Origin of the sequence: Pseudomonas libanensis (assembly GCF_001439685.1) — a bacterium.
Classification (GTDB): Bacteria; Pseudomonadota; Gammaproteobacteria; order Pseudomonadales; family Pseudomonadaceae; genus Aquipseudomonas; species Aquipseudomonas libanensis.
Genome location: NZ_JYLH01000021.1, coordinates 56,696 through 82,566 on the forward strand (window position 1 = coordinate 56,696; position 25,871 = coordinate 82,566).

Consider the following 25,871-nt stretch of genomic DNA (forward strand, 5'->3'; position numbering starts at 1 on the left):
CCATGGTGGCAATTCAGTTTCAGTTAAGTTGCAGCAGGTAGGGTGACGGCGTAGGAAAACATCCTGTAACGGAGACTTATCATGACGCGCCTCACTGTTCTGGGCGCCGCCGCTATCATCATGGTTACGGCGACCCAGGCCACAGCCGTGGACCCGGACAAGCCACTGATCGTCCCCGCCACTGTTACTATTGTCGCCTTTGACCAATTGGACGCCACAGCCCTGGCGCTGCACCCTGGCTCGACGCTGCTGGGCACCGACCTGGATGAGGAATACGGCAAGTACGTCTATGAAGTCGAACTGGAAGATCGCAACGGCATTGAATGGGACGTTGAACTGGACGCGCTCACCGGGCAGGTTCTCAAGAATCATCAGGATACGTAATGAAGGTTAATTTACGCGTGGGCAGTCGAGTGGCGCTGGTGCTCATGGTTTTTTGCTCCAGCCTGGCGGCCCGCGACCTCAATCAGGATGAAGCCCTGGCCCTGCGCCAGCAGGGCGTGATCCTGCCGCTGGAGCAACTGTTGCACCAAGCCATGGCGCGTTACCCCGGCTCGCGGCTGCTGGAGGCCGAGCTGGAAAAGAAACACGGCCAATATGCCTACGAAGTGGAACTGGTGACCACCGAAGGCGTGGTGCGTGAGATCAAACTGGACGCCACCAACGGTAATCTGATCAAAGATGAGGAGGACTGATGCGCCTGCTTCTGGTGGAAGACAACGTGCCCCTGGCTGACGAGTTGCTGGCCGGTTTGCAGCGCCAAGGCTATGCGGTCGACTGGCTGGCCGATGGCCGCGACGCCGCGTATCAAGGTCGCAGCGAACCCTATGACCTGATCATCCTCGACCTGGGCCTGCCCGGTTTGCCCGGGCTTGATGTGCTTGCGCAATGGCGCACCGCTAAGCTGGCCATCCCGGTATTGATCCTCACCGCCCGCGATTCCTGGGCCGAGCGTATCGAAGGGCTCAAGGCCGGCGCCGATGATTACCTGAGCAAACCCTTTCACCCCGAAGAACTCTACCTGCGCATCCAGGCGCTGTTGCGACGCTCCCACGGCCACTCCAACCAGCCCACCCTGCAGGCCGCAGGCTTGCATCTGGATGAAGGGCGCCAGTGTGTGCTGCGCGATGGCGCCGAGATCCAGCTGACGGCGGCCGAATTTCGCTTGCTGCGCTACTTCATGCTGCACCCCGAACAGATCCTGTCGAAAAGCCACCTGGCCGAGCATTTGTATGATGGCGAGACCGAGCGAGACTCCAATGTGCTGGAGGTGCACGTCAACCATCTGCGCCGCAAGCTGGGGCGCAGTGTGATAGAAACCCGGCGCGGCCAGGGCTACCGGTTTGGCGCCGCCCCGGCATGAAGTCGATCCAGCGGCGTTTGAGCCTGGGCCTGATCAGCGTGATGGTGGGCGTCGGCGTGGTGCTGGCACAAACCAGCCTGTGGCTGTTCGAGGCCGGTTTGCAGCGTTACCTGGAAGCGGGCCTGCGCAACGACAGTGAGAACCTGCTGGTGGCGCTGGTGCGTGGGCCAAACGGCGTACAGCTGGATGAGCAACGCCTGTCACCGGCCTATCAGCGACCGTTCTCCGGGCATTATTTCCGGATCGACTTTGCCGATGTCCATTGGCGTTCCCGTTCACTCTGGGACCAGGAACTGCCCAGGCTGCCCGAGGCGGGGCTCAAGGGCAACCTGCAGCTGGGGCCGGAAGGCCAGCAATTGCTGGTGTTGCGTTCGGACTACAAGCGCTTCGGCCTGCCGATTTCCATCAGCGTGGCCCAGGATTACACGCCCGTGCGGGAGAGTTTTCGCCTGATGCGCCAGATTGGCCTGGTGATGGGGCTGGCGGCGCTGCTGCTGGTGCTGGTCCTGCAGCGAGTCACCGTGCGCCGCGCCCTGCGCCCACTGGAGACGGCGCGTAACCAGATCGCCCAACTGCAACAGGGCCAGCGCTCGCAGCTCGACACCCAGGTGCCGTTGGAGCTGGAACCGCTGGTGGCGCAGATCAACCATTTGCTGGCGCACACCGAAGACAGTCTCAAGCGTTCCCGCAATGCGCTCGGCAACCTGGGGCATGCGCTGAAAACCCCAATGGCGGTATTGCTGAGCGCGGCCTCCAGTGAGGCGCTCAAGGATCATCCGCAGTTGAGCCAGCTATTGCGCGGCCAACTGGAGCAAATCCAGCAACGCCTCAACCGCGAGCTCAACCGGGCACGGCTGGCTGGCGAAACCCTGCCGGGTGCATTGTTTGATTGTGAAAAAGAACTGCCCGGCCTGCTGGCGACCTTGAACATGATCCATGGCGACCATCTTGATCTCAGCTATCACGTTTCGCCGGGCCTGCAATTGCCCTGGGACCGCGAGGACTTGCTGGAATTGCTTGGCAATCTGCTGGATAACGCCTGTAAGTGGGCGGATGCCGATATTCGGCTGAGCGTCAGCGAAACCCAGCAAGGCTACCGGTTGGTGGTGGAGGACGACGGTCCCGGTATTCCCGAAGCCCAGCGTAACCAGGTCTTGGGCCGCGGCGCGCGACTGGACGAGCAAATTGACGGACATGGCCTGGGGTTGGGGATCGTGCGGGACATCGTCGAGGTGTGGGGCGGGACGTTGCAGTTACAGGAGAGTGAGCTGGGTGGGCTTAAGGTACTGATCGAATTACCCAAGCGGTAATGCCCAGATGAATCTCTAAAAGTGTGGGGGCTTGCTCCCGTGGCGGCCTGACAGTCAACGGCTGCCCAACTGAGGCGTCGCGATCCAAATGTGGGGCTTGCCCCCGATGAGCATGGGTATCTACACAACTTCGGCACGAGGCTAAATCTGTGGCGAGGGAGCTTGCTCCCGTGACGGCCTGACAGCCGACGCTGATCTAGCTGACGCACCGCGATCCAAATGTGGGAGCTGGCTTGCCTGCGAAGGCGGCCTGCCAGCCGATGCCAATCTACCTGACACCCCGCAATCAAACTGTGGGAGCGGGCTTGCTCGCGAAGGCGGCCTGACAGGCGACACAGCTATACCGGGTACATATCCATTCCTGCGGTAACGGCCACTTAGGGTTCCGCTCTGACAGCGGGTCACTTTGGAAAAGAGCCCCAAAGTAACCAAAGGGCTCTTGCCCCACCACTCGGCACCTCGCCTAGGCTCGGTGTGCCCGTAATTCGCCAGTGATTTGGGGGGCCGCCGCCACGCGCCATCCATGGCGCGGGGCGGCTAAACCGGCATCCCTGCCGGTTTACCCCCCAAATCCCTGTCGAATTCCGGCCAGCGTGGTTTAACGGGGCGCCTGAGATCAAGATCAAGAGCGGCTCGCTTCGCATCGTGGTTACGGTTGGGTCGGCTGATATAAAGTTGTGTAGATACCTATGCCCCGATGAGGGCGTGTCAGTAAATACATCTGGGGCTGACCCAGCGCCATCGGGGGCAAGCCCCCTCCCACTTACACCCTGAACTGATCCATCAACCCCTGCTGTTGATTCGCCAGGCTGTTCAACGCCTGGCTGACCCGCGCCGATTCATTGGCCTGCTCCGACAGCGACTCGGTCACATCGCGAATGGTCGCCACATTGTTGTTGATCTCTTCGGCCACCGCGCTTTGCTCTTCGGCGGCGCTGGCGATCTGCAGGTTCATGTCGCTGATCACCGTGACCGCGTCGCCGATCTGGCGCAAGGCCGTGACGGCCTGACCGACCTGTTCGACACTGCCTTGGGCCTGGCGATAGCTGTTGCCCATGGAGCCGACCACGTCAGTGGTGCCGCTTTGCAGTTGTTCGATCACCAGGCGGGTTTCTTCCACCGATTCCTGGGTGCGTCGCGCCAGGTTGCGCACTTCGTCGGCGACCACGGCAAAGCCCCGACCGGCTTCACCGGCACGGGCGGCCTCGATGGCGGCGTTGAGCGCCAGCAGGTTGGTCTGCTCGGCGATGCCGCGAATCACTTCGAGCACCAAGCCGATTTTTTCACTGTTGGCGGCCAGGCCTTCTACCTGGGTCATGGCGGTGCTCATGTCGGCGGCGAGGTCGCCAATGTTAACGGTGGTGCGGTCGATCACGGTCAAGCCTTCGCGGGTCGCCTGGTCGGCATCCCGTGCAGCCTGGGCCGCCTGGGCAGCGCTGCGCGCTACGTCCTGGGCGGTGGCGCTCATTTCATGGGAAGCAGTGGCCACCTGGTCTACCTGACGGTACTGCTGCTCCATGCCGGCGCTGGTTTGCGTGGCAATCGCGGCGGACTGGTCGGCGGTGCCACGGGCGTCCTGCACCGAGCGTTTGACCTCGGCAATGATCGGTTGCAGCTTGTCGAGGAAGCGGTTGAACCAGCCGGCCAACTGGCCCAGTTCGTCCTGCTTGTCATAGGCCAGGCGCCGGGTCAGGTCACCTTCGCCGCTGGCGATATCTTCAAGCATGTGTGCCACGCCGAGGATCGGCCGGGTCACGCTGCGCGCCATCAGCCACACCAGTATCAGGCCTACCACAGCGGCCAGCAGGCCCAGGCCAAGCTCCAGCAGGGTGCCTTTGGTATTGTCAGCGTCCAGCTGGGTTTTCAACGCCTCGGCGGGCGCCACCAGGACTTTTTCCGGTACATCCAGCAACACGCCCCACGGCTTGCCCCCAGGGATCGGCGCAAAGGGCGCCAGGACCTTGAGCTGATGACCGGCACGCAGGCTGTGGGTTTGAGTACTGCTGGCCAAGGCGCTGACCAACTGCGCGCCGCTGGCCGTATCAACCTGAGCCAGGCGCTGGCTGAGCTTGCTGGCATCCGGGCTATAGCCGGCAAGCAAACCGGTCGGGCTGAGGATGCTGACCTGGGTCTGGCCGTCGTACAGCTTCTGGCTGGCCTGTTGGCTCACGGCCTGCAGGCTGTTGAGGTTGATGTCCACCGACAGTGAGGCGATGACTTTGCCATTGACCATCAGCGGGAACACGATGCTGGTCATCAGCACGTCCTGGCCGTCGATCACATAAAAGTAGGGTTCGATCACACACGGCTTGAGCGTGGTGCGCGGGCAGGTGAACCAGGCGTTGGCTTTTTCGCCGCTGGGGCTGACGGAGGTGTCGGTCATGTCGCTTTCGGGCAGCGCCATCGAAGTGATCTTGCCCGGCGTCGGCTGCGACCAGTACAAGGCGAATCGGCCTTTGTCATTACTGCCCAGTTCCGCCTGGTTGGCGAACAACTCGTCCTTGCCGTCCAGTGCGTTGGCTTCGAACACCAGGGACAAACCCAACAGGTCGGGGTTGGCTTGCAGCGCGGCCTTGACCTGGCGGGTCAGGTCCTCGCGGGTGTCGAAAGCATCGAGAAAGCGCTTCTCTGCCTGCTCGCGCAGAAACAGCACCTGGCGGGAAAAGCCGTGACCGTACTGGTAGGCATCCATGAACTGCTGGCGAATGCCCAGCGCCTGTACTTCACCTTGGGCCTCGATGCGCGCCTGGGCGGCTTCGTCCAGCATCTGCATGCTGGAGGCCTTGACCTGCTCCGAGCTCTGCGCCATGCGATACAGCGACAGACCCACCAGCAGGGTCACGATCCCCAGCAGGCACAGGCCCGCGAGCAGGGTGATTTTCCATTGAATGGAGAGCTGCCTGAGCGACATCGGGACATCCTTACCTGAAAGCACATGGAAACAACTTATCGGCCGGCGTGCGTGGTTCTTTATTCAAACGATCAATTTAACCCTCAAAGCGGCGTCGTTTTTTGACATGCGCGCCTGCCTGCTGCAAAGTGCGCGCCCTCTAATAAGACCTCTTTCAAGCCTGCACGCCGGCAGTTGTTCCCATGGCCGTGCGCGGGCATGCCTGTCTTTTATGTTTTTGCTTGAGGTAACCATGATTAACGCAGTCATCGCCGCGGTCGGCACCATGCTGGTACTCAGCCTGTCCCGCGTGCATGTGGTCATCGCCATTATTGTTGGCGCCCTGGTGGGCGGCTTGACGGGTGGCCTGGGGATCGACGCCACGCTCAAAGCTTTCAACAGCGGCTTAGGTGGCGGCGCAACCGTGGCTTTGTCCTACGCATTGCTCGGTGCTTTCGCGGTGGCAATTGCCAAGTCCGGCTTGGCCCACGCGCTGGCAGACAAAGCCTTGCTGCTGGTCGATCGCCAGGAAGCCAGCGGTGGCAGCCACGTCAAATGGTTGTTGATCGGCCTCTTGTGGGTGGTGGCGATTGCTTCGCAGAACATCCTGCCGATCCATATTGCGTTTATCCCGCTGCTGGTGCCGCCGCTGCTGTATGTGCTGACCAAGCTGCAACTGGACCGCCGCCTGATCGCCTGCGTGATGACCTTCGGCCTGATCACGCCGTACATGTTCCTGCCGGTGGGCTTCGGCAATATTTTCCTCAACCAGATTTTGCTGGCCAACGTGGCCAAGAGCGGGGTGGACATCAGCCAGGTCAATGTCACCCACGCCATGGGCCTGCCCGCGTTGGGCATGGTGGTCGGCCTGCTGGTGGCCGTGTTTATCAGCTACCGCAAGAAGCGCGTGTACGACCTGGAAAAAATCGAGCGCGTCGAGCAAGTGGCGGTGCAGTACAACCCTCTGACCCTGCTGGTGGCCGGCCTGGCAATTGCCTCGGCGTTTATCATCCAGCTGTGGTTGGACTCGATGATCATCGGCGCCCTGGCCGGGTTCCTGATCTTCTCGGTATCGGGCATCGTGCGCTGGCGCGACACCGATGACCTGTTCACTGAAGGCATGAAAATGATGGCGATGATCGGTTTCATCATGATCGCCTCGTCGGGCTTTGCCGAAGTGCTCAAAGCCACCGGTGACGTGCGCTCGCTGGTAGAAGCCTCGGCGGCGTTCATCGGCCATAGCCGTGGGGTAGGGGCGTTGCTGATGCTGCTGGTGGGGCTGCTGGTGACCATGGGCATCGGCTCGTCGTTTTCCACGGTGCCGATCCTCGCGGCGATTTTCGTGCCGTTGTGTGTGCAGCTGGGCTTCAGCCCGTTGGCCATCGTGTGCATTGTCGGCACCGCCGGTGCGCTGGGCGATGCGGGCTCGCCTGCGTCGGATTCCACCCTCGGGCCCACCTCCGGCCTGAATGTCGATGGCCAGCACCACCATATCTGGGACACCGTGGTGCCGACCTTCCTGCACTACAACATCCCGCTGCTGGTGTTTGGGTGGCTGGCCGCGATGACGCTCTGATGAACTCCCTGTAGGAGCAAACTTGCTCGCAAAAAACGTCAACGATAATGCGAAGAACCTGACACCCCGCAGGGTTCTCAGGTTCTTCGCGAGCAAGCTCGCTCCTACAGAAATCACTCACCTGGCCGTTAACCTCTCAAGTCGCCACTAACAAGAGAGAAAAGCCATGCGTCTGAGTTTGAAGGCCAAAGTCCTGGCCCTTGCCGTAGTGCCTGTATTGTTGTTTGCCGTGGTCATCAGCCTGACCACCGTGTGGATTCTCCAGGGCCAGGCGCGCAACGAAGTGGATGAAACCCGCCAGCGCCTGCTCAACGACGCCAAGGCCACCCTGCAAGGTTATGTCGAAGTGGCCATGACCACCATCAAGCCGCTTTACGATGCGGCAGCTCCCGGCGACACCGCGGTGCGGGCGCAGGTGGTCAAGTTGCTCTCCAATACCAGCTACGGCAAGGACGGCTATTTCTTCGGCTACGACTCCGAGACCATCCGCCTGTTCAAGGGCAACAGCCCGGACGGCGTGGGCAAAAGCTTCAAGGACAACCGCGACCCCAACGGCGTCTACGTCAATCGCGACCTGGTCAAGGTCGGCAAGGACGGTACCCACTACCTGCAATACAGCTCGACCCAGCCCGGCCAGACCGAACTGGTACCCAAGCTCGGCTATACCGAATACCTGCCCAAGTGGGACATGGTCATCGGTACTTCGGTGAACCTGGATGGTATCGAGGCCCAGGTGGCGGTGGTCGAAGCCAAGGTCGAGAAACGCATGGAAGGCGTGCTGCTGAGCATCCTCGGCGTCGCCGTGGTATTGCTGTTGGTAATCGCCGCCGTGGGCATGCTGGTGGCCAATACCATCCTGCGTCCACTGAGCCTGATGAAGGCCAACCTCGACGACATCGCTGCTGGCGAAGGCGACCTGACCCGCCGCCTGGCGATTACCAGCCAGGATGAGCTGGGCGACCTGGCCGGTGCCTTCAATCGCTTTGTCGATAAAATCCATGGGTTGGTGCGCCAGATAACCGAAATGACCGCCCAGCTCACCGGGCTGGTCAGCCAGGTATCCGACCAGGCCCAGCGCTCCGAGCAAGCCATGGAACGCCAGCGCCACGAGACCGACCAAGTGGCCACCGCGATCAACCAGATGTCGTCCGCTGCCCATGAAGTGGCGCGCAGTGCTCAAGGCGCCGCTGTCGCCGCGCAACAGACCGATGCCGAAGGCCAGGCCGCCAAACGTGTGGTGGACGGCAGCATCGCGCAGATCCATGCGCTGGTGAACGATATCCGCAGCAGTGGCGTGTCCCTGGACAGCCTGCAGCAGGATGTGTCGTCGATTGTCAGTGTGCTCAGCGTGATCCGCTCCATCGCCGAACAAACCAACTTGCTGGCGCTCAATGCTGCCATTGAAGCCGCACGGGCCGGGGAGGCCGGGCGCGGGTTTGCCGTGGTCGCCGACGAAGTACGCGCCCTTGCCAGCCGCACCCAGACCAGCACCCAGGAAATACAGGGTATGATCGACCGCCTGCAAAAAGGCACCGAGGCTGCCGTGGACGCAATGCGCCGCTCCAGCGATGCCGGCGATGGCACCTCGGCCCAGGCCAACCAGGCCGGGGCGTCCCTGGACACCATGGCCCAGTTGATCGGCACCATCAACTCGATGAATGCGCAGATCGCCAGCGCTGCCGAGGAGCAAACCGCCGTGGCTGAAGAGATCAACCGTAGCGTGCATCAGATTGCCGTGGCGGTGGACAGCGTGGCTGATGAAACCCAGCTGGGTGCCCAGACTTCCCGCAGTCTGGCGGATCTGGGCCAGCGCCTGGGGCAGTTGGTCGGTCAGTTCAGGATCTGACCCTTCACAGGTCGCGCATCAGCAGGCCAAAACGCAGGTCCATCTCGGCCGGCAAGGGCACATACACGGTGTGCCCGTCCCCCGGCGCCACCTCAATGGCTTCATCCTTGGCATTGCGCAAGGTGGCCAGGTCAAAGTGAAAGTTGCCGGCAGGCGTCATTAATTCCAAGTGATCGCCAACGGCAAAACGATTCTTCACCTTGACCTCAGCCAACTCGCCACGACGCTCGCCGGTCAACTCACCGACAAACTGCTGTCGCTCGGACACCGAGCTGCCGTTCTGGTAGTTCTGGTATTCGTCATGCACATGACGGCGCAGGAAACCTTCGGTGTAGCCGCGCTGGGCCAGGGACTCCAGGTTGGTCATCAAGCTGCGATCAAAGGCGCGCCCGGCCACCGCGTCATCGATGGCCTGGCGGTACACCTGGGTGGTGCGTGCACAATAGAAGTGGGATTTGGTGCGGCCTTCGATCTTCAACGAGTGCACGCCCATCTGCGCCAGGCGCTCCACATGCTGCACGGCGCGCAAGTCCTTGGCATTCATGATGTAGGTGCCATGTTCGTCTTCGAAGGCAGGCATTGATTCATCGGGTCGATTGGCTTCCTGCAGCAGGAATACCTGGTCGGTGGGCGTGCCGATCCCCAGCGTCGGCTGATATTGCTGGACGATATCGCCGGTCGCATTCTCCGCCGCGGGCGTGGCCTGGTATTTCCAGCGGCAGGCGTTGGTGCAGGTGCCTTGGTTGGCGTCGCGCTTGTTCATGTAGCCCGACAGCAGGCAACGTCCGGAATAGGCCATGCACAAGGCGCCATGTACGAACACCTCCAACTCCATGGCCGGTACGTGCTGGCGAATTTCATCGATCTCTTCCAGGGACAGCTCCCGCGACAGGATCACCCGGCAAATCCCTTGTTGCTGCCAGAACGCCACGCTGGCCCAGTTCACCGTATTGGCCTGCACCGACAGGTGAATCGGCATCTGCGCAAAGTGCTGGCGCACCAGCATGATCAGCCCCGGGTCGGACATGATCAGCGCATCCGGGCCCATGGCGATCACGGGCGCCAGATCCTTGAGGAAGGTCTTGAGCTTGGCATTGTGCGGCGCGATGTTCACCACCACATAGAAGCGCTTGCCCTGGGCATGGGCTTCCTGGATGCCGAGGGCGAGGTTGGCGTGGTCAAACTCGTTGTTGCGTACCCGCAGGCTGTAGCGCGGCTGGCCGGCATAGACCGCATCGGCGCCGTAGGCGAAGGCGTAGCGCATGTTCTTCAGGGTGCCAGCAGGGGCGAGCAGTTCGGGAGCAATTATCGGGAGCATGGGGGTGGGTCGCAAAAAGGCGCGAGGGTAGTGCAGAGGCGCGCGCGGTTCATTGACCCAGGTCTAAACAAGACGATCTATGCTTGTTCGATCAACAAGGGCACTCCCGGGTTTCGCCGCGGACTAAGCAACAGGGCCGACACCGGCCCTCTGCTTTTTTGACATGGATCGGACATGAATCAAACCAACCTGCAATTCAAGACCCTGTTGCTGCTGCTGGCCCTGGTGACCATCGCTTTTATCTGGATATTGCTGCCGTTCTACGGCGCGGTATTCTGGGCTGTGATCCTCGGCATTATCTTTGCCCCTATGCAACGCCGCCTGCAGCAGCGGTTGGGCTGGAACCGCAACCTGACTTCGCTGACCACCTTGATGGTGTGCCTGGTGATCGCGATTCTGCCGGTGATTATTACCAGTGCGTTGCTGGTGCAGGAGGGGGCCACGCTGTACAAAAACGTTGAGAGTGGCAAGCTGGATGTGGCCGGTTATATCGAGCAATTCAAGCATTTCCTGCCGCCGTACTTCCAACACCTGCTCGACCGCTTCGGCATGGGCAACCTGGAAGGGCTGCGGGAAAAAGTGGTCAAGGGTGCGATGCAGGGCAGTCAGTTCTTTGCCTCCCAGGCGTTCAGCTTTGGTCAGGGCACGTTTGATTTCCTGGTGAGCTTTTTCATCATGCTGTACTTGCTGTTTTTCCTGCTGCGCGACGGCCCGGAGCTGGTACGCAAGGTGCGCACCGCGGTACCGCTGGCCGAGCCGCAAAAGCGGCGCCTGCAACTCAAGTTCAACCGCGTGGTGCGCGCCACGGTCAAGGGCAACGTGCTGGTGGCCGTGACCCAAGGCGCATTGGGCGGCTTTATATTCTGGTTCCTGGATATTCCCAGTGCATTGCTCTGGGCGGTATTGATGGCGTTTCTATCCCTGCTGCCAGCGGTGGGCGCAGGAATTGTCTGGGGGCCGGTGGCGGTTTACTTCCTGCTCAGTGGTTCGATCTGGCAAGGCGTGGTGCTGGGGCTTTTCGGTGTATTCGTAATTGGCCTGGTGGACAACGTGCTGCGTCCGATCCTGGTGGGCAAGGACACCAAGATGCCGGACTACCTGATCCTGATCTCGACCTTGGGTGGCCTGTCGGTGTTCGGCCTCAACGGCTTCGTCATCGGGCCGCTGGTGGCGGCGTTGTTCATGTCGTGCTGGGCGTTGTTCGTCGAAACCAAGCCACGGGTCAAATTGCCTTTGCCCTAGGCTTGAAGCCTGAAGTCGGCTGCTCGTTGGCGCTGTGTTTCGGCGTCGGACAATGAAGTGAGCGGGCCGCTGATTGGTTCGCCATCGCGGACCACGTACCAACAGGCGAGCAAGCCGAGCTTACGTAAAGGGGCTGGGACGGCGCTGCCGATGACAGACATGATTTGAACAGTGGGCATAAGTACCTCCAATCGTTATGGAGGTCACCTTACGGTGCGCTGGCGCCGGGGAAAAATCACCTGGCTCGATAGTCGACATCGACGCCAGGCGTTAATCCACCACCTGGTCGAGCATGCTTACTACTTCGTGCTCACTGAGCAGCCCTTTGCGCACCAGGTTTTCGGCCAGCAAGGCGAGGAACTTCGCACTGCGGTGGCCCTCGAGGTGCTTGAGTTCGGTCAGGGCACTGTAGACCTTGCTGGACGTGCAGAGACCGGCGGTGCGATGCGGATTTTGCGTGGGCATGGGCAATCGTCCTTAATTGTTATTGGGTGGACTGGGTCGATGGTGAGACTGTTTTATGACGCAACCATGACAGCGCACGCCTGCGCCGATCAAGAGGATATTGCGTCCTTATGATGTGGGATAGGCGCTTGGGCATTGTTCTCACAGCGACATTGGCAGGATAAATCCGGACTTTTCGGGCAAAAAAAGGCCCCGCTCAGGGGCGAGGCCCATTCAAGTCACTCAGTCCAAACCTACCAACCGCGGCCGTAGTAGCCGTGTGGGTGGCCGTAGTAGCCGCGAGGCGGACCATAATAGCCGCGTGGAGGGCCGTAATAGACCGGGGCCGGGCGGTAATAAACCTGCTGTTGTACATACACCGGCGGCGGTGGCGCGTAATAGACCGGTGGCGCAGCGGCATACACCGGCTGCGGCTGGACGTACACCGGTTGTTGCACATAGACCTCACGAGGCTGGCTGGCAACCACGGAGCCAACTACCGCTGCGCCAACAAGTGCGCCCAACACTGCCGGGCCACCCCAACCACCACCGTGGGCGGAAGCTTGGCCGGCCATTGCGAGTGCACCGATCAGCAAGGCGATTCTGGGGATTTTACGAATCATGGTCATTCCTCGGTTAGCCCCTGCGCTTGTGGTCTGCAATCAATAGACTCAAGGATTGTCGCGGGGATACTTTTAAGACAACGTGTTTCAAAAAAACAGCACTTCCATTAGGTAAAGGTTGTGTAAGGTCTGTACCGATTTGCTTACTTCAAGGAGTTACCCATGCAGATGCACCCCAACAAGGACACCCAGCTGTGCATGTCACTGTCGGCGCGCCCCGGGAACTTTGGCCTGCGTTTTCATAACCACTTGTATGAACAATTGGGTCTGAATTTCTACTATAAGGCCTTCAGCAGCCAGGACCTGCCCGGCGCGATCGGTGGTATTCGCGCCTTGGGCGTGCGGGGTTGCGGAGTATCGATGCCGTTCAAGGAGGCCGCCATTGCCTTAGTGGACGAACTTGACGATTCAGTTCAAGCCATTGATTCGCTCAATACCATCGTCAACACCAACGGCCACCTCAAGGCCTATAACACTGACTACATTGCCATCGAGCAATTGCTGAAAAAGCACGCCGTGCCGACTGACTCCACGTTCGCCCTGCGCGGTAGTGGTGGCATGGCCAAGGCGGTTGCCAGTGCGTTGCGTGATGGCGGTTATGCCCACGGCGTGATCGTGGCGCGCAATGAAGCTGCGGGCCAGGCATTGGCGCGCAACCTTGGGTATGAGTGGCAGGCGGACCTGGGCGACTTGCGCCCGCAGATGCTGATCAATGTGACGCCCATCGGCATGACAGGTGGGGCCGAGGCGCAAGCATTGGCGTTCGAGGCCGACGCCATTGATCAGGCGCAGACTGTCTTCGATGTAGTGGCGATCCCGGCTGAAACACCGCTGATCGTGCGTGGGCGCGCCAAGGGCAAGCGGGTGATTACCGGGCTGGAGGTGATTGCGATCCAGGCGCTGGAGCAGTTTGTGCTGTACACCGGCGTGCGCCCGACGCAGGAGCAATTCCAGGCGGCGGTGGCCTTCGCCCGTAATTGAAGGCCGCTGGAGCGCTAATGTGGGAGGGGCCGCGATGACGGTGTATCAGCCACTTATTGGACGCCCTCATCGGGGCATAGTGATCTACACAACTTCTGGCATGGCGCGGTACCTGTGGGAGGGGGCTTGCCCCCGATGGCGGCACCCCCCAAATCCCTGTCGAATTCCGGCCAGCGTGGTTTAACGGGGCGCCTGAGATCAAAAGCAGATCAAGATCAAGATCAAGAGCCACTCGCTGCGCATCGTGGTTACCGTTGGCTGCTATACAGTTGTGTAGACGCCCATGCTCATCGGGGACAAGTCGAATCGTCGCACCGCCCCTGTCACATTTTTTACTGTGTCAGGCCTGTTCCAGCTGTGCCAAGCGTTCCTCCAACGCTGCAATCCGGGCTTCCAATTCGTCGATACGTTCCAATGGGACTGAGCTGCCGGGCCCACGCTCCATCGGACTGCCCCGCGCCGTGAGTATCGCCTCGATATCCGCCGGGTCTCCCAACGCATGGGTATACCGGTCTTCCCGCTGTCCCGCCTGACGCGGCACCAGCAACGCCAACCCCCGCGCTATCAGCCGTTCCAGCTGATGCACGACCTGCTCGGCATCTTCGAAATCATGCATGCGCCCGCTGCGGGTCAGCAGCTCATTGACCGTCTGCGGCCCGCGCAGGAACAGCAGCCCGGTCAAGATCACCTGGGCTGGCACCAGTTCCAGGGCCTTATCCACACGGTGTTCCCAGCGGTCGGCGCGGCTGCCCATCACCAGGCGGGTATAGCCTTGGCCTTCCAGCGCGCGTAGGCTCTGGCCGACCTGGCCCTGGCTGAGGTTCATCACCGGTTCGCGGCTGGTCTTCTGGTTGCAGGCCAGCACCAGGGCGTTGAGGGTCAGGGGGTAGGTTTCCGGGTTGGTTGCCTGTTTCTCGATCAGGCAGCCCAGGATGCGGATTTCCGTGCTGTTCAGGCGCGGCTCAGGGGTGTCGGTGTCGTGCTCGGCGGTCATCGCGCTTTCCCTATGCAGTGAAGGTCACCAGCGTAATCCTCAAAAAATAAAAGACAAGCGCCGGGCATGGCTATAATCGCCGCTGGTTCCAACCCTGCCATTACCAGAGACTGCCATGACTATTTCCCTGTACGCCGCTTCTATCCCAGTCTTCAAGCAAATGCTCACCGCCCTGAGCGGTGTGTTGACCAAGGCCGAAGCCCACGCCACCGCCAGGAATATCGAGCCGAACGCGTTGCTGCAAGCACGTCTGTTCCCTGACATGTTCCAACTGGTGCGCCAGGTGCAGATCGCCGTCGACTTTGCCAAAGGCGTTTCCGCTCGCCTGGCCGAGATCGAAGTACCCAAATATGAAGACAGCGAAGTGACCTTCGCCGACCTGCAAGCGCTGATCGCCAAGGTCCTGGCGTTCGTCGACACCATCAAGCCCGAGCAGATCGATGGCAAGGAAAGCATCGAGATCGTCACCCGCCCAGGTACTCCGAAGGAGAAGCGCTTCAGCGGCCAGTCCTACCTGTTGACCTACGGCCTGCCGCAGTTCTTCTTCCACGTCACCACCGCTTACGCCTTGCTGCGTCATAACGGTGTGGAAGTGGGCAAGCGCGATTACATGGGCGCGTTCTAAACTCGTACTTTAAAACACAGCCCGGGGTTGTTCTTGAATGAACAGCTCCGGTTTTTTTATGCGCGGGATTTTATACGCATCTCATGCCTCGTTACATATTGCGATGCAACCTATATCTAGATAGTCCTCACTCACGAACGCCTAAAAAACTTTCTATTGAAGTGCCTGGAGACTACGAACGATATGAATCTTTCTTCCATCGCGGTGACTGCACCTCCCGGGAATTCTCATTTCGGCCCAACACTGGAGACGCCCAACTATCAAGTTTCGTCTTCTTCAAAGCCCATTGCAATGACTCGAACCCGGCGAGAGGTGCAAGGCGATGACGTGTCCTCCCAAACCTCTCAGCGCGAACACGCCAACAGCGAATTGGCAGTCAGTTATGCAGAAGCGCTAGAGGGCCGGAGCCGTGATGAGGACACTATTATCGCGTACATCCCGGACGCTTCATCTTTCGGCCAATGGCGTACACAGTTGCGTAATGCACTTAACGACAAGGCCTTTTTAACTTGGCTCAAGTCAGATGGTTTTGATCCATCCACCCTCCAGATAACTTCTGACGGGGCGCTCAGCGTCAGTAAAAATGGGGTGCTTACCCTGTTTACCTTAAAAGACAACTCTCCGTGGGCGACCTTCGCTGGGCCGATTCTGGCTGCGGTAAAAGCTTATGCACCCGGTGGAGTCACCTGGTCGGCCCTGCATGAGGAAAGTGCGCCGCTCAAGTGGGTCGCCCAGTTCTATGGCGAAACAATTCATAACGACTCATTCGAAGATCGAAAACGCGCCCAAGAGTTGCGAAAAAACCACACATTCGCAACGGCGGGAGTTGGTAAGGAGCGCACTGAAGAAACACTGGTGGCTCAAAAACAACAACTTGCCAATAAACGCGATCTGCACACCTTCTCGGATTCCCTGGCCACGGCTTTCGTCAAGGCGGACGAATATCTGGATAAGCAAGAGGCATTGCACGCCTACGATCACCGCCTTCTACCTAGCCCACCAGCTTATGACCGCGATGCAGGATTGCAATCCTATTTGCAATCACAACAGATCAGGCTTGATCCTGACTCTGGTTTCCAGCTGGATAATCAACCAATGGCCGGCAAGCAGGTGAACCTCCTGCGGTTCATGACCGGCAATGGCTGGGATCACCCGGCTGATCAAGCCGAGGTCAAGAACATGCTCAAGGAGTTAATCCGTCCAACCGAGTATAGGCAACTGTATGGCGATTTGGGGGGAGGCTTATCGTGGCCAACACCGCTTGATTCACAGCAACAGCAGGCCATCTATGACGCCGTTGCCTATAACTCGATGGCGTTGCCTGAGTTCGACAAGTTGAAGCTGAGCCAGAACGCCTTTGGGTATCTGACGCAAACCATCCAGTGGTCCGAGGCAGAGCTGAAAGATCCCCGGCAAGCGGTCTTCAGGCTTTTGCAAAGCCCCACTGCGCAGGCTATGGGCGAAGCGTTACGCACTCAGTTCGAGGGCGCGGGCAGTGCCGAAGACTGGGCGCTTGCGGCGCTTCAGGTAGGCCTCAATCAAGACGCATTGTGGAAGCCAGAAGAAAAGAACAAGGTGGCCGGGTTTGATTTGTCGGCGCGCGAGAATGGGGGTAAGCCGCTGTCTTTTGTCCTTGAGGGGCTAACCGAACATCTGCGCAAGTCATATGGCAATAACGCCCCGGTTGCAGCCTATCTCCTGCTGTCGCACCACGCTCCGGAATTATTGGTTAAAGATGTCCCGGACAGTGTTACTTATGGCTCACCGGCCTGGGTGAGCTTGAAGGCTATCGTTGCCAAATCCGAGATGCGCTCCCCGGGCGCGGCGGCGACTAAAACTTATGAGCAACTGCTCAAAGACGACCTGGAGCCCATTACCGCTGCCGAAAAACAAGTGGCGGCGCTGGCTGGGCGCGAAGGGCTGATTCACTGGGCTGTGGCGGATGGAGCAATTGGAAAACGGGCGGATAACAATTACACGGATGAAGAGGTTGAACGTGCCGGCACCCTCGCGACCGAGCGTTTCGATACCTTGACGCAGGCTTCAGAAGCACAACGCACAGAATTAGCCACGCGTAAGGCACTGGCGCTCAATGCGCTGAAGGAGCGTTTCCCCGTAAAAGAATACGGGGTGATAGATTTTGAGAAGAAAGCGATCTTTCCAAAAGAACAGAATCGGGACTTACAAGGGCCGTACTCGATACTGGATATCTTTTTGCAGCCGCAGCAGCATGTGGAGTGGTATTCCAATGATCCTGCTGTTCCCATTGAAAAGATATCCCATGAGCTCAAGTTTATACCTCCGGTAAATGAGCTGTTTGAAAAGCAAGTCGTTGATTATTATGACGGGCTTAAAGGCGCTATGAAGGTGACCGTACAACACCAAATGTCGCTGCTGTCTGAGGAAGATAAGGCCGCGCTTCAGCATGGCGCCTTGAAAATTTATGGAGAAGAGAAAGTAACTGAAACAATTATATGGGCAGGCCATAGAGTTCGCTACGCTACCTCAGAGACCGAGGAGGTCAAAAGCAGCGCCGTATTTGTTGAATCCCTGCATGAAGGCCGGAAACGAATCTATGAATTCAATCCCGCGACAGGGGGGCTGCGGTATCGAGAAGATTTGGCCGATGGGCTGAAGACAGGCTTGCAAGGCGAATGGAGCTCCCTTGCAACCAAAGACTCAAAGGTCACAGTTAGAACAAACATTAAACTTACCGAAATTAAAGCCAACGCCCCGGCAGACAGTAAAGAACGGGAATCAAAGCCTCAAACTTCAATGCCTATACAAGCCTTCACCTCGGCGAGAACGCAGCACATAGCCGATGCCGTTACGAGCCATTTTTTCAGTACTAAAGAGCGTGAACAGTTGGCTAGCGCAGCCAAAGGCGTTACCACATTCGATACTGAAGTGACGGAGTTCGAAAAAATACAAGCCGTCACCCGTGCGCTGATACCCGGTGCCGCAGCGCTTCACAGTTTTCAGCAGGGTAGGGTCGGTGAAGGGCTTACGTTTCTTGCATTCGACATATTCGGCTTCGTTGTCGCCGGTGCCGGAGCCCTCGGAAAGATTTCCAAGATAGCGAAGGTGGGAGGGCAGCTAGGAAAAGGAGGCGTTGCAGGTAGGCTGGGACGGGCATTTATCAGTGCCGCCAACCCTTTTGCCGGGGGAGCGGCCATCGGTACCAGAGGCCTTACAGCTTTCTCTTCGGTTGTGGGAAAAGGGAGCCTTACCTGGAAGGTAATCGCGGCTAACCGCAGTGTGGATAGGGTGTATCAGCATAAGCCGAAAGACGTGAAGGAAGGCACTTATCAGGGCGTCGATACAGCAAAGGTCATGGCTCAGTTAGATGACATCACCGGTAAGTGGTACCGATTCGATCCGAAAACAAGCAAGCGGTATGGGACACCTCTTCAGGGGTTCACTCCGGAAAATTCCTCTTCCTGAACTCAATACCTTCAACCATCGTTAGAAAAGGCCCGGGTCGATTCTGCAGTGAACGCCCCGGGCTTTCCTTTCGCTCATTCAGGCTGTTTGTTCTTCCTTGCCCAAACACGCTGCCGCAGTAAACAGCACATCGGTCGACGAGTTGAGCGCAGTTTCCGCCGAATCCTGCAGCACACCGATGATGAAACCGACGGCCACTACCTGCATGGCGATTTCACTTGGAATGCCGAACAGGCTGCACGCCAGCGGAATGAGCAGCAGCGAACCACCCGCCACCCCAGACGCACCACATGCGCACACCGCGGCAACCACGCTGAGCAGTACGGCGGTCGGCAGGTCCACGGCAATCCCGAGGGTATGCACGGCCGCCAGGGTCAGTACGGTGATGGTGATCGCGGCACCGGCCATATTGATGGTGGCGCCGAGCGGGATTGACACCGAGTAGGTGTCTTCATGCAGGCCCAGGCGTTTGCTCAGCGCCAGGTTGACTGGAATGTTCGCCGCCGAACTGCGGGTGAAAAATGCGGTAATGCCGCTTTCACGCAGGCACATCAGCACCAGCGGGTAAGGGTTGCGGCGTAGCTTCCAGAACACGATGGCAGGGTTGATCACCAGCGCCACGAATAGCATGCAGCCGATCAGCACCACCAGCAGGTGGGCGTAGCCGAGCAGGGCGCCAAAGCCGGAAGTGGCCAGGGTCGAGGCCACCAGGCCAAAGATACCCAGCGGGGCGAAGCGGATCACCACGCGCACGATCAGGGTCACGCCGTTGGACAGGTCGTCCAATACCGTACGGGTGGTTTCGCCGGCATGACGAATGGCGATGCCCATGCCGATGGCCCAGGCCAGGATGCCGATGAAGTTGGCGTTCATCAGCGCGCTGATGGGGTTATCCACCACGCTGAGCAGCAGGCTTTGCAACACTTCGCCAATGCCGCCGGGAGCGCTCACTGTGGCGTCATGGGTGGCGAGGACCAGGGAGGAGGGGAACAGGGTGCTGGCCACCACTGCAACCACGGCGGCGGCAAAGGTGCCGAGCAGATACAGGAACAGGATCGGGCGGATATGGGTTTCCTGGCCGTGTTTATGGTTGGCGATCGAGGCCATTACCAGCACAAACACCAGGATCGGCGCGACCGCCTTCAGTGCAGTGACGAACACCTTGCCGATAAAACCGGTGGCGCGGGCAGCCTCGGGTAATAACAAGGCCAGCACGATCCCGGCGATCAGGCCGATGACGATTTGGGTGACCAGGCTGACGCGCATTAGACGTTGCAACAGGGAAGGGGCAGCAGTCATAAAGAGTTGTCTCTAGTTTTTTTAGTTGGGTACAGCATTGCAGGCAGAAAGTACTGTAGGAAGTAGGCGCGAAGTCTAACATGCTGTACGAAGCGTCTTGTTCGCTGCGGCATTCCGTCACCCGCGCCCGTCGAGCTTGGCGAAACCCGGACATATCCTGTTATTATTCACCCCTCTCATCTTTCCTCTCCGTCAGCGGGCCCCCAGGGCTGTCGTTGATGTCGTCGTTTCTGGAGTTTTCATGTTGTTCCCTATCCTGCTGCTGTCGGCTGCCGGTTTTACCGTGCTGACCACAGAATTTGTCATCGTCGGCCTGTTGCCGTCGGTTGCCCGGGACCTGAATGTCAGTGTGTCCCAGGCTGGGCTGCTGGTGACGCTGTTTGCATTTACCGTGGCGGCGTTCGGTCCCTTTCTGACCGCGTACTGCGCACGATTCCAGCGCAAGCGCCTGTTTATCAGCATCCTGATCATGTTCGCGGTGGCCAATACCGTGGCGGCATTGGCGCCCAATATCTGGATAATGTCCCTGGCCCGTTTGATTCCTGCCTTGGGGCTACCGGTGTTCTGGGCCTTGGCCAGCGAAACGGCGGTGGATATCGTCGGCCCGGAGTTCGCCGGACGTGCGATTGAAAAAATCGGCTTTGGCATCGTCTGCGCCACGGTGTTCGGCATTCCAGTGGGTACGTTGATTTCCGATATGTTCGGCTGGCGCAGTGCGTTCGCCGTGCTCGCGGTGATTGCCCTGGCCAAGGCGTTGCTGCTGTTTATCTACTTGCCGGTTACCCGGGCGAAGAACGAGCAGGTCACCTTGCGCTCACAATTCAAGATCCTGCGCAGCCCGGTGATGCAAGGGCACATCCTGCTGTCGATCCTGGTGTTCAGCGGCATGTTCACCGCCTATACCTACCTGGCAGACATCCTTGAACGTCTGGCCGGATTCGACGGCACGCTAGTGGGTTGGTGCCTGATGGGCTTTGGCGCAGTCGGGCTGATCGGCAACTCTCTGGGCGGGCGCGCCGTGGATCGTCACCCGTTGATCGCATCCGTGGTGTTCTGCGGGTTCATGATCGCGGGCATGGTGGCAGTGGTGCCGGCGATTCATTCGACTATAGGGCTGGCGGCGGCGATGGCGGTGTGGGGCGTAACCCAGGCGGCGATGTTCCTGGTCAGCCATGTGCGGTTGATGAAGGCTGCGCCCCATGCGCCGGCGTTTGCCGCATCGCTGAATATCGCCGGCGCCAACCTCGGCATCGGTCTGGGCGCGATGGTCGGTGGGCATGTCATCGATACCCTGGGCCTGGGCAGCCTGGGGTTTGCCGCTTCGGGCTTCATCCTGGTGTCGATCCTGCTGGCACTGTGGCTGATGACGGCCAAGCAATCGGTCGCCCCCAGCACCTGAGGGATCAGGGCAGGGTGGTAAACAACTCCCGTCGGGCACCTTCGGTAATCGCCACGATGCCAGGGTGCTTGACCTTGCGCTCCACCGAAATCGCATAGAACGACTCGGTCACCGCATCGGTCTGGCCGATCAGGGCCACGCCGTATTGGCGTACCACTTCGTCGGCGATCACGCTGGGAGCAATAAAGATCCCGCTGCCGGATTGCCCGAACGCCTGCATCAGCGCACTGTCGTCGAACTCACCGATGATCCGGGGCTGAACCTGCTGCTCGGCAAACCAGCGCTGCAAGCGGCTGCGCACCACCGTCTCCGCCCCCGGAATCAATAGCGGCGCGCCCTGCAAACACTGTGGGAAATCACCTCCATATTGGTCAGCCAAAGTCTGGGTGGCGAAAAAACTGATGCCGCATTCCCCCAGTTTCTGGCTGTAGCCCTTGATGTCCAGATGCGTGGGCATCGGGCTGTCGGAAATCACCAGGTCCAGGCGCTGGATCGCCAGGTCGGCCAGCAGACGTTCGAGTTTGTCCTCGCGACAGGTGATGCGGATCGGTTCGCTCAACTCCATGGTCGGCGCGATCAATCGGTAGACGATGGACTTGGGCACTACATCCGCCACCCCGACCCGGAACGGAATCTGTTGTTCATCGGGCTGGGCGCGCAGCATCGCCTCCAGTTCATTGCCGGTCTGGAACATCTGCTCGGCGTAGGGCAGGGCCTGGCGCCCGGCTTCGGTCAGCTCAAGCTGGCGCCCCACACGCTGGAACAGCGCAATACCAAAGGTTTGTTCCAGCAGGCTGATCTGCCCGCTGATGGTCTGGGGCGTAAGGTTCAACTGCTCGCAGGCGCGCACGATGCTGCCGGTCTTGGCCACCACCCAGAAATAATGAAGTTGTCGGTAATTAAGCATGACGGTCTAAACTTCGTAAAAACCGAACTATACACGAGAAAAATACGAATTTTCCTGAACTGTTCACCTGCATAGAATGCCTCGCTATCGCGGGGCCACTATTTGGACCCAATGGTTCTAATGAGGAATACATCATGAAACTCAATTCCCTGGGCGCGGCGTCGTTGCTTGCGCTTTCATTGGTAATGATCAGTGGCTGTGATCAGGTCGAGAAAAGCGCGCAACAGGTATTGGGCAAGGCCACCGAATCGGCCAAACAGGCCATCGACGACACCCAGAAGGCCGCCGAACAGGCATTGAGCGAAGCGACCCAGGGCTTGATCAGTCCTGAGAAGCAGGAAGAAGACGCCGAAAACAACGCTGAATCCGACACCCAAGAAACCTAATTTCCCAGCACCACCACGTCAGGACTGACCTATGGATTACCTTTTACAACTGGCCGCCAGCCCCACCGCCTGGGTGGCCCTGGCTACCTTGATCGTCATGGAAATCGTGCTGGGCATCGATAACCTGATCTTCATCTCGATTCTCACCAACAAATTGCCCGAGAAGCATCGGGCCAAGGCGCGACGCATCGGTATCAGCATGGCGTTGATTCTGCGCCTGGGCCTGTTGAGCACCATCGCCTTCATCGTGCAGCTGACGGCACCGGTATTCGAAGTGTTCGGCCAGGCCTTTTCGTGGAAAGACATGATCCTGATCGCCGGTGGCCTGTTCCTGGTCTGGAAGGCAACTACCGAGATCCATCACAGCATGGACCCGGAACCCGAAGAGAAGGCCACCGTCAGCAATGGTGTGACCATTGGCTTTGCCGCGGCCATCGGCCAGATCCTGATGCTCGACCTGGTGTTCTCCATCGACAGCATCATCACCGCCGTGGGCATGACCGAGCACTTGCCGATCATGATCATCGCCGTGGTGGTCTCGGTGATCGTGATGCTGGTGGCGGCCGAACCTTTGGCCAAGTTCATCAATAACAACCCGACGGTGGTGATGTTGGCCCTGGGCTTCCTGATCATGATCGGTATGACCCTGATCGCTGAAGGCTTCGGCGCCCATGTACCTAAAGGCTATGTGTATGCGGCCATGGCGTTCTCGGCGGCGATCGAATGCCTGAACATCGCCCGGCGTAACCGGCACGCACGATTGCTTGCTGCCCGGCAGTAACGCTTGACCTCAAAAGCCAGCCGCGTTCATTAGAGAGCGGTTGGCTTTTGGCTATCTGGTAGAATTCTCCGACACGACAGTCAGAGGTTTTCCATGAGCGAGCAGATTCGACTTACGCAGTACAGCCATGGTGCGGGTTGCGGTTGCAAGATCTCGCCCCAAGTGTTGGAAGTGATTCTGGCCGGTAGCGGCGCACAAAACCTCGATCCCAACCTCTGGGTGGGCAACGCCTCACGCGACGATGCGGCGGTGTACGCTATCGACGATGAGCGCGGTGTGGTATCCACCACCGATTTTTTCATGCCGATCGTCGATGATCCCTTCGACTTCGGCCGCATCGCCGCCACCAACGCCATCAGCGACATCTATGCCATGGGCGGCGACCCCTTGATGGCCATCGCCATTCTCGGCTGGCCGGTCAATGTGCTGGCGCCGGAGATTGCCCGCGAAGTAATTCGTGGTGGTCGCGCTGTATGCGACGCTGCGGGCATTCCACTGGCGGGTGGGCATTCGATCGATGCGCCGGAACCGATCTTCGGCCTGGCCGTGACCGGCATCGTGCAAAAACGTCATATGAAGCGTAACGACACCGCCACCGCCGGCTGCCGCCTGTACCTGACCAAACCCTTGGGCATCGGCATCCTCACCACCGCCGAAAAGAAAGGCAAGTTGCGCGAGGCCGATATCGGCCTGGCCCGTGACTGGATGTGCACCCTCAACAAACCCGGCAGCCGCTTCGGCAAGTTGGCGGGTGTGACGGCCATGACCGACGTCACCGGTTTCGGCCTGCTTGGCCACTTGGTGGAAATGGCCGACGGCAGCGGCCTGACGGCCCGCATTGAATATGCAAAAGTCCCACGCTTGCCCGGGGTTGAGTACTACCTGGACCAAGGCTGCGTGCCGGGCGGCACCTTGCGCAACTTCGACAGCTACGCCAGCAAGCTCGGCCGTGTGCAGGAGTTGCACAAGCGCGTGCTGTGCGACCCGCAGACCAGCGGTGGCCTGCTGATCGCTGTCACTCCAGAAGGCGACGCCGAGTTCCACGCGGTGGCCGCCGAGCTGGGTCTGGCCCTTGAGCCTATCGGCGAATTGTTTGAGCGACAGAGCAACGCGGTAGAGGTGGTTTGATGGCGGCTGACATCACCGATTACCGCGACATCTTCCTCAACGACCGGCCGATGATGGATACCCGCGCACCGGTCGAGTTCAACAAGGGTGCCTTCCCAGGGGTGCTTAACCTGCCGCTGATGAACGACGATGAGCGTCAGCGGGTCGGCACCTGTTACAAGCAGCAGGGCCAGCAAGCGGCGATTGTACTGGGGCATGAGCTGGTGTCCGGGGCGACCAAGGCCAAGCGCATCGAGCAGTGGGCGCACTTTGCCCAGGCCCATCCCGACGGCTACCTGTACTGCTTCCGTGGCGGGCTGCGTTCGCAGATCGTGCAGCAATGGTTGAAAACCGAAGCAGGCATTGACTATCCCCGCGTTGGCGGTGGCTACAAGGCCATGCGTGCTTTTCTGCTGGAGACCCTGGAGCAGGCGACCAACCAGTGTGATTTCGTGCTGCTTGGCGGCATGACCGGCACTGGCAAAACCGAAGTGCTTGGCCAACTGCGCAACGCCCTGGACCTGGAAGGCCATGCCAATCATCGCGGTTCCAGCTTCGGCAAGCGCGCCACGTCGCAACCGTCGAATATCGACTTTGAGAACCGCCTGGCGGTGGACTTGTTGAAGAAACGTGCACGCGGCATCGAGCAGTTTGTGGTCGAGGATGAGAGCCGCATGATCGGCAGCTGCGCCTTGCCCTTGCCGTTGCACAAGAGCATGCAGACATTTTCGATGGTGTGGCTGGAAGACAGCGTCGAGGGCCGCGTCGAGCGCATCCTGGGTGATTACGTGGTGAACCTTTGCGCCGAGTTCATCGAGATGTTTGGTGAAACCGGCCAGGCGTTATTCGCCGAGCGCCTGACCCAGAGCCTGGCCAACATCCACAAGCGTCTGGGCGGTGAGCGTTTTCAACGGTTGCAGGCCGTCTTGCAGGACGCCCTGGCGGAGCAAGCGCGTACTGGCGCCGTGGATCTGCACCGGGTGTGGATTGAAGGATTGCTGCGCGAATACTACGACCCGATGTACGCGTTCCAGCGTGAAAAGAAAGGCGCACGGATCGAGTTCGTCGGCGAGCAGGCAGCAGTGGTGGAGTATTTGCGTGAGCGCAGCGTACGACGAGGTTGATAAGTGAATTTCAGGGGCCTCTTCGCGAGCAAGCCCGCTCCCACAGGTTGATTGGTGAACACGGTCAAAATGTGGGAGGGGCTTGCCCCTGATAGGCATAGGTATCTACACAACTTTTGGGCGACGCTGGACCTGTGGCGAGGGAGCTTGCTCCCGTGACGGACTGACAGCCGACGCTGATCAAGCTGACGCACCGCGATCCAAATGTGGGA

The 25,871-nt window shown here is 59.5% G+C and carries 23 protein-coding genes and 3 pseudogenes; 17 read left to right on the forward strand and 9 right to left on the reverse strand.

Annotated features, from left to right (window positions below; translation table 11 throughout):
- The first annotated feature begins 81 nt into the window (after positions 1-81).
- The 4 genes from TU73_RS25290 to TU73_RS25305 are packed head-to-tail and all read left to right on the forward strand — an operon-like array spanning position 82 to position 2,673.
- Positions 82-384 (forward strand): PepSY domain-containing protein, encoded by a 303-nt coding sequence (locus TU73_RS25290; RefSeq protein ID WP_057014485.1) that lies wholly within the window; start codon positions 82-84, stop codon positions 382-384.
- Positions 384-695 (forward strand): PepSY domain-containing protein, encoded by a 312-nt coding sequence (locus tag TU73_RS25295; RefSeq protein WP_057014486.1) that lies wholly within the window; start codon positions 384-386, stop codon positions 693-695. The genes TU73_RS25290 and TU73_RS25295 overlap by 1 nt, the downstream gene beginning before the upstream one ends.
- Complete coding sequence (locus TU73_RS25300; protein WP_057014487.1) at positions 695-1,363, forward strand: response regulator transcription factor; 669 nt, start codon at positions 695-697, stop codon at positions 1,361-1,363. The genes TU73_RS25295 and TU73_RS25300 overlap by 1 nt, the downstream gene beginning before the upstream one ends.
- Complete coding sequence (locus TU73_RS25305; RefSeq protein WP_057014488.1) at positions 1,360-2,673, forward strand: sensor histidine kinase; 1,314 nt, start codon at positions 1,360-1,362, stop codon at positions 2,671-2,673. The genes TU73_RS25300 and TU73_RS25305 overlap by 4 nt, the downstream gene beginning before the upstream one ends.
- A 763-nt stretch (positions 2,674-3,436) precedes the next feature.
- Here TU73_RS25305 and TU73_RS29705 read toward each other — a convergent pair.
- Both TU73_RS29705 and TU73_RS29710 read right to left on the reverse strand, forming a co-directional pair.
- Positions 3,437-4,192 carry a methyl-accepting chemotaxis protein gene (locus TU73_RS29705; protein WP_414860424.1) on the reverse strand — a complete coding sequence of 252 codons (756 nt, stop codon included), beginning with the start codon at positions 4,190-4,192 and terminating at the stop codon, positions 3,437-3,439.
- 102 nt (positions 4,193-4,294) lie between these two features.
- A pseudogene (locus TU73_RS29710) lies at positions 4,295-5,584 on the reverse strand (methyl-accepting chemotaxis protein); the annotation flags it as partial.
- Positions 5,585-5,819: 235 nt separating this feature from the next.
- Here TU73_RS29710 and TU73_RS25315 point away from each other — a divergent pair.
- The 4 genes and pseudogenes from TU73_RS25315 (at position 5,820) to TU73_RS29720 (ending at position 8,985) form a co-directional block, all read left to right on the forward strand.
- Positions 5,820-7,139, forward strand: coding sequence for a Na+/H+ antiporter family protein (locus TU73_RS25315; protein ID WP_162276335.1), 1,320 nt, complete (start codon positions 5,820-5,822; stop codon positions 7,137-7,139).
- Between the two features lie 22 nt (positions 7,140-7,161).
- A pseudogene (locus TU73_RS29430) lies at positions 7,162-7,248 on the forward strand (outer membrane lipoprotein carrier protein LolA); the annotation flags it as partial.
- Positions 7,249-7,305: 57 nt separating this feature from the next.
- Positions 7,306-8,127: pseudogene (locus TU73_RS29715) on the forward strand (cache domain-containing protein); the annotation flags it as partial.
- A 102-nt stretch (positions 8,128-8,229) separates the two neighbouring features.
- Entirely contained in the window at positions 8,230-8,985 is a 756-nt protein-coding gene (locus tag TU73_RS29720; protein WP_371851105.1) for a methyl-accepting chemotaxis protein, read from the forward strand.
- A gap of 4 nt (positions 8,986-8,989) precedes the next feature.
- Here the strand turns inward: TU73_RS29720 and trhP are convergent, their stop codons facing one another.
- Positions 8,990-10,303 carry a prephenate-dependent tRNA uridine(34) hydroxylase TrhP gene (gene trhP / locus TU73_RS25325; RefSeq protein WP_057014492.1) on the reverse strand — a complete coding sequence of 438 codons (1,314 nt, stop codon included), beginning with the start codon at positions 10,301-10,303 and terminating at the stop codon, positions 8,990-8,992.
- Between the two features lie 174 nt (positions 10,304-10,477).
- Here trhP and TU73_RS25330 point away from each other — a divergent pair, with 174 nt between their 5' ends.
- Positions 10,478-11,545: an AI-2E family transporter gene (locus tag TU73_RS25330; RefSeq protein ID WP_057014493.1), complete on the forward strand. Its 1,068-nt coding sequence runs from the start codon at positions 10,478-10,480 to the stop codon at positions 11,543-11,545.
- On the opposite strand, the gene TU73_RS29435 is transcribed toward TU73_RS25330, so the two are convergent.
- The 3 genes from TU73_RS29435 to TU73_RS25345 form a co-directional block, all read right to left on the reverse strand.
- Positions 11,542-11,724 (reverse strand): hypothetical protein, encoded by a 183-nt coding sequence (locus TU73_RS29435; protein WP_057014494.1) that lies wholly within the window; start codon positions 11,722-11,724, stop codon positions 11,542-11,544. The genes TU73_RS25330 and TU73_RS29435 overlap by 4 nt on opposite strands.
- A gap of 91 nt (positions 11,725-11,815) precedes the next feature.
- Positions 11,816-12,010 carry a hypothetical protein gene (locus TU73_RS25340; protein WP_046071958.1) on the reverse strand — a complete coding sequence of 65 codons (195 nt, stop codon included), beginning with the start codon at positions 12,008-12,010 and terminating at the stop codon, positions 11,816-11,818.
- Between the two features lie 233 nt (positions 12,011-12,243).
- Positions 12,244-12,618, reverse strand: coding sequence for a hypothetical protein (locus tag TU73_RS25345; RefSeq protein WP_046071959.1), 375 nt, complete (start codon positions 12,616-12,618; stop codon positions 12,244-12,246).
- Positions 12,619-12,774: 156 nt separating this feature from the next.
- Here TU73_RS25345 and TU73_RS25350 point away from each other — a divergent pair, with 156 nt between their 5' ends.
- Positions 12,775-13,593: a shikimate 5-dehydrogenase gene (locus tag TU73_RS25350; protein WP_057014495.1), complete on the forward strand. Its 819-nt coding sequence runs from the start codon at positions 12,775-12,777 to the stop codon at positions 13,591-13,593.
- 340 nt (positions 13,594-13,933) lie between these two features.
- Here the strand turns inward: TU73_RS25350 and TU73_RS25355 are convergent, their stop codons facing one another.
- Positions 13,934-14,587, reverse strand: coding sequence for a YceH family protein (locus tag TU73_RS25355; RefSeq protein ID WP_057014496.1), 654 nt, complete (start codon positions 14,585-14,587; stop codon positions 13,934-13,936).
- A 115-nt stretch (positions 14,588-14,702) separates the two neighbouring features.
- Here TU73_RS25355 and TU73_RS25360 point away from each other — a divergent pair, with 115 nt between their 5' ends.
- The gene (locus tag TU73_RS25360; protein ID WP_057014497.1) at positions 14,703-15,212 is read left to right on the forward strand and encodes a DUF1993 domain-containing protein; all 510 of its coding nucleotides are present in this window, start codon (positions 14,703-14,705) and stop codon (positions 15,210-15,212) included.
- Between the two features lie 183 nt (positions 15,213-15,395).
- On the forward strand, positions 15,396-18,656 hold the full coding sequence (locus TU73_RS25365) for a hypothetical protein (protein ID WP_082642669.1): 3,261 nt from the start codon (positions 15,396-15,398) through the stop codon (positions 18,654-18,656).
- Positions 18,657-18,734: 78 nt separating this feature from the next.
- On the opposite strand, the gene sstT is transcribed toward TU73_RS25365, so the two are convergent.
- Positions 18,735-19,955: a serine/threonine transporter SstT gene (sstT, locus tag TU73_RS25370; RefSeq protein WP_057014499.1), complete on the reverse strand. Its 1,221-nt coding sequence runs from the start codon at positions 19,953-19,955 to the stop codon at positions 18,735-18,737.
- A gap of 241 nt (positions 19,956-20,196) precedes the next feature.
- Between sstT and TU73_RS25375 the strand changes: the two genes are divergently transcribed.
- Entirely contained in the window at positions 20,197-21,354 is a 1,158-nt protein-coding gene (locus tag TU73_RS25375; RefSeq protein ID WP_057014500.1) for an MFS transporter, read from the forward strand.
- A gap of 4 nt (positions 21,355-21,358) precedes the next feature.
- Here TU73_RS25375 and nhaR read toward each other — a convergent pair whose 3' ends face one another.
- Positions 21,359-22,261, reverse strand: a complete 903-nt coding sequence (gene nhaR, locus TU73_RS25380; protein WP_057014501.1) for a transcriptional activator NhaR — start codon at positions 22,259-22,261, stop codon at positions 21,359-21,361.
- Positions 22,262-22,395: 134 nt separating this feature from the next.
- Between nhaR and TU73_RS25385 the strand changes: the two genes are divergently transcribed.
- The 4 genes from TU73_RS25385 (at position 22,396) to mnmH (ending at position 25,659) form a co-directional block, all read left to right on the forward strand.
- Positions 22,396-22,647: a hypothetical protein gene (locus tag TU73_RS25385; RefSeq protein ID WP_057014502.1), complete on the forward strand. Its 252-nt coding sequence runs from the start codon at positions 22,396-22,398 to the stop codon at positions 22,645-22,647.
- Positions 22,648-22,678: 31 nt separating this feature from the next.
- Positions 22,679-23,428, forward strand: coding sequence for a TerC family protein (locus TU73_RS25390; protein ID WP_034119028.1), 750 nt, complete (start codon positions 22,679-22,681; stop codon positions 23,426-23,428).
- A gap of 93 nt (positions 23,429-23,521) precedes the next feature.
- Entirely contained in the window at positions 23,522-24,556 is a 1,035-nt protein-coding gene (selD, locus tag TU73_RS25395) for a selenide, water dikinase SelD (protein ID WP_057014503.1), read from the forward strand.
- A complete protein-coding gene (mnmH, locus tag TU73_RS25400; protein WP_057014504.1) occupies positions 24,556-25,659 on the forward strand; it encodes a tRNA 2-selenouridine(34) synthase MnmH in 1,104 nt (367 codons plus the stop codon). Before selD ends, mnmH begins: the two co-directional genes overlap by 1 nt.
- Positions 25,660-25,871 lie beyond the last annotated feature (212 nt).

Bases quoted from the DNA above. Each gene is read 5' to 3' on its own strand.
- TU73_RS25345 (WP_046071959.1), bottom strand. From the start codon at position 12,618: ATGACCATGATTCGTAAAATCCCCAGAATCGCCTTGCTGATCGGTGCA.
- TU73_RS25305 (WP_057014488.1), top strand. From the start codon at position 1,360: ATGAAGTCGATCCAGCGGCGTTTGAGCCTGGGCCTGATCAGCGTGATG.
- TU73_RS25375 (WP_057014500.1), top strand. From the start codon at position 20,197: ATGTTGTTCCCTATCCTGCTGCTGTCGGCTGCCGGTTTTACCGTGCTG.
- TU73_RS25330 (WP_057014493.1), top strand. From the start codon at position 10,478: ATGAATCAAACCAACCTGCAATTCAAGACCCTGTTGCTGCTGCTGGCC.
- TU73_RS25340 (WP_046071958.1), bottom strand. From the start codon at position 12,010: ATGCCCACGCAAAATCCGCATCGCACCGCCGGTCTCTGCACGTCCAGC.
- TU73_RS25355 (WP_057014496.1), bottom strand. From the start codon at position 14,587: ATGACCGCCGAGCACGACACCGACACCCCTGAGCCGCGCCTGAACAGC.
- TU73_RS25295 (WP_057014486.1), top strand. From the start codon at position 384: ATGAAGGTTAATTTACGCGTGGGCAGTCGAGTGGCGCTGGTGCTCATG.
- mnmH (WP_057014504.1), top strand. From the start codon at position 24,556: ATGGCGGCTGACATCACCGATTACCGCGACATCTTCCTCAACGACCGG.
- TU73_RS25390 (WP_034119028.1), top strand. From the start codon at position 22,679: ATGGATTACCTTTTACAACTGGCCGCCAGCCCCACCGCCTGGGTGGCC.
- TU73_RS29435 (WP_057014494.1), bottom strand. From the start codon at position 11,724: ATGCCCACTGTTCAAATCATGTCTGTCATCGGCAGCGCCGTCCCAGCC.
- TU73_RS25300 (WP_057014487.1), top strand. From the start codon at position 695: ATGCGCCTGCTTCTGGTGGAAGACAACGTGCCCCTGGCTGACGAGTTG.
- selD (WP_057014503.1), top strand. From the start codon at position 23,522: ATGAGCGAGCAGATTCGACTTACGCAGTACAGCCATGGTGCGGGTTGC.
- nhaR (WP_057014501.1), bottom strand. From the start codon at position 22,261: ATGCTTAATTACCGACAACTTCATTATTTCTGGGTGGTGGCCAAGACC.
- sstT (WP_057014499.1), bottom strand. From the start codon at position 19,955: ATGACTGCTGCCCCTTCCCTGTTGCAACGTCTAATGCGCGTCAGCCTG.
- TU73_RS25290 (WP_057014485.1), top strand. From the start codon at position 82: ATGACGCGCCTCACTGTTCTGGGCGCCGCCGCTATCATCATGGTTACG.
- TU73_RS25350 (WP_057014495.1), top strand. From the start codon at position 12,775: ATGCAGATGCACCCCAACAAGGACACCCAGCTGTGCATGTCACTGTCG.
- TU73_RS25360 (WP_057014497.1), top strand. From the start codon at position 14,703: ATGACTATTTCCCTGTACGCCGCTTCTATCCCAGTCTTCAAGCAAATG.
- TU73_RS29720 (WP_371851105.1), top strand. From the start codon at position 8,230: ATGGAACGCCAGCGCCACGAGACCGACCAAGTGGCCACCGCGATCAAC.
- TU73_RS29705 (WP_414860424.1), bottom strand. From the start codon at position 4,192: ATGGAGCAGCAGTACCGTCAGGTAGACCAGGTGGCCACTGCTTCCCAT.
- TU73_RS25365 (WP_082642669.1), top strand. From the start codon at position 15,396: ATGAATCTTTCTTCCATCGCGGTGACTGCACCTCCCGGGAATTCTCAT.
- trhP (WP_057014492.1), bottom strand. From the start codon at position 10,303: ATGCTCCCGATAATTGCTCCCGAACTGCTCGCCCCTGCTGGCACCCTG.
- TU73_RS25385 (WP_057014502.1), top strand. From the start codon at position 22,396: ATGAAACTCAATTCCCTGGGCGCGGCGTCGTTGCTTGCGCTTTCATTG.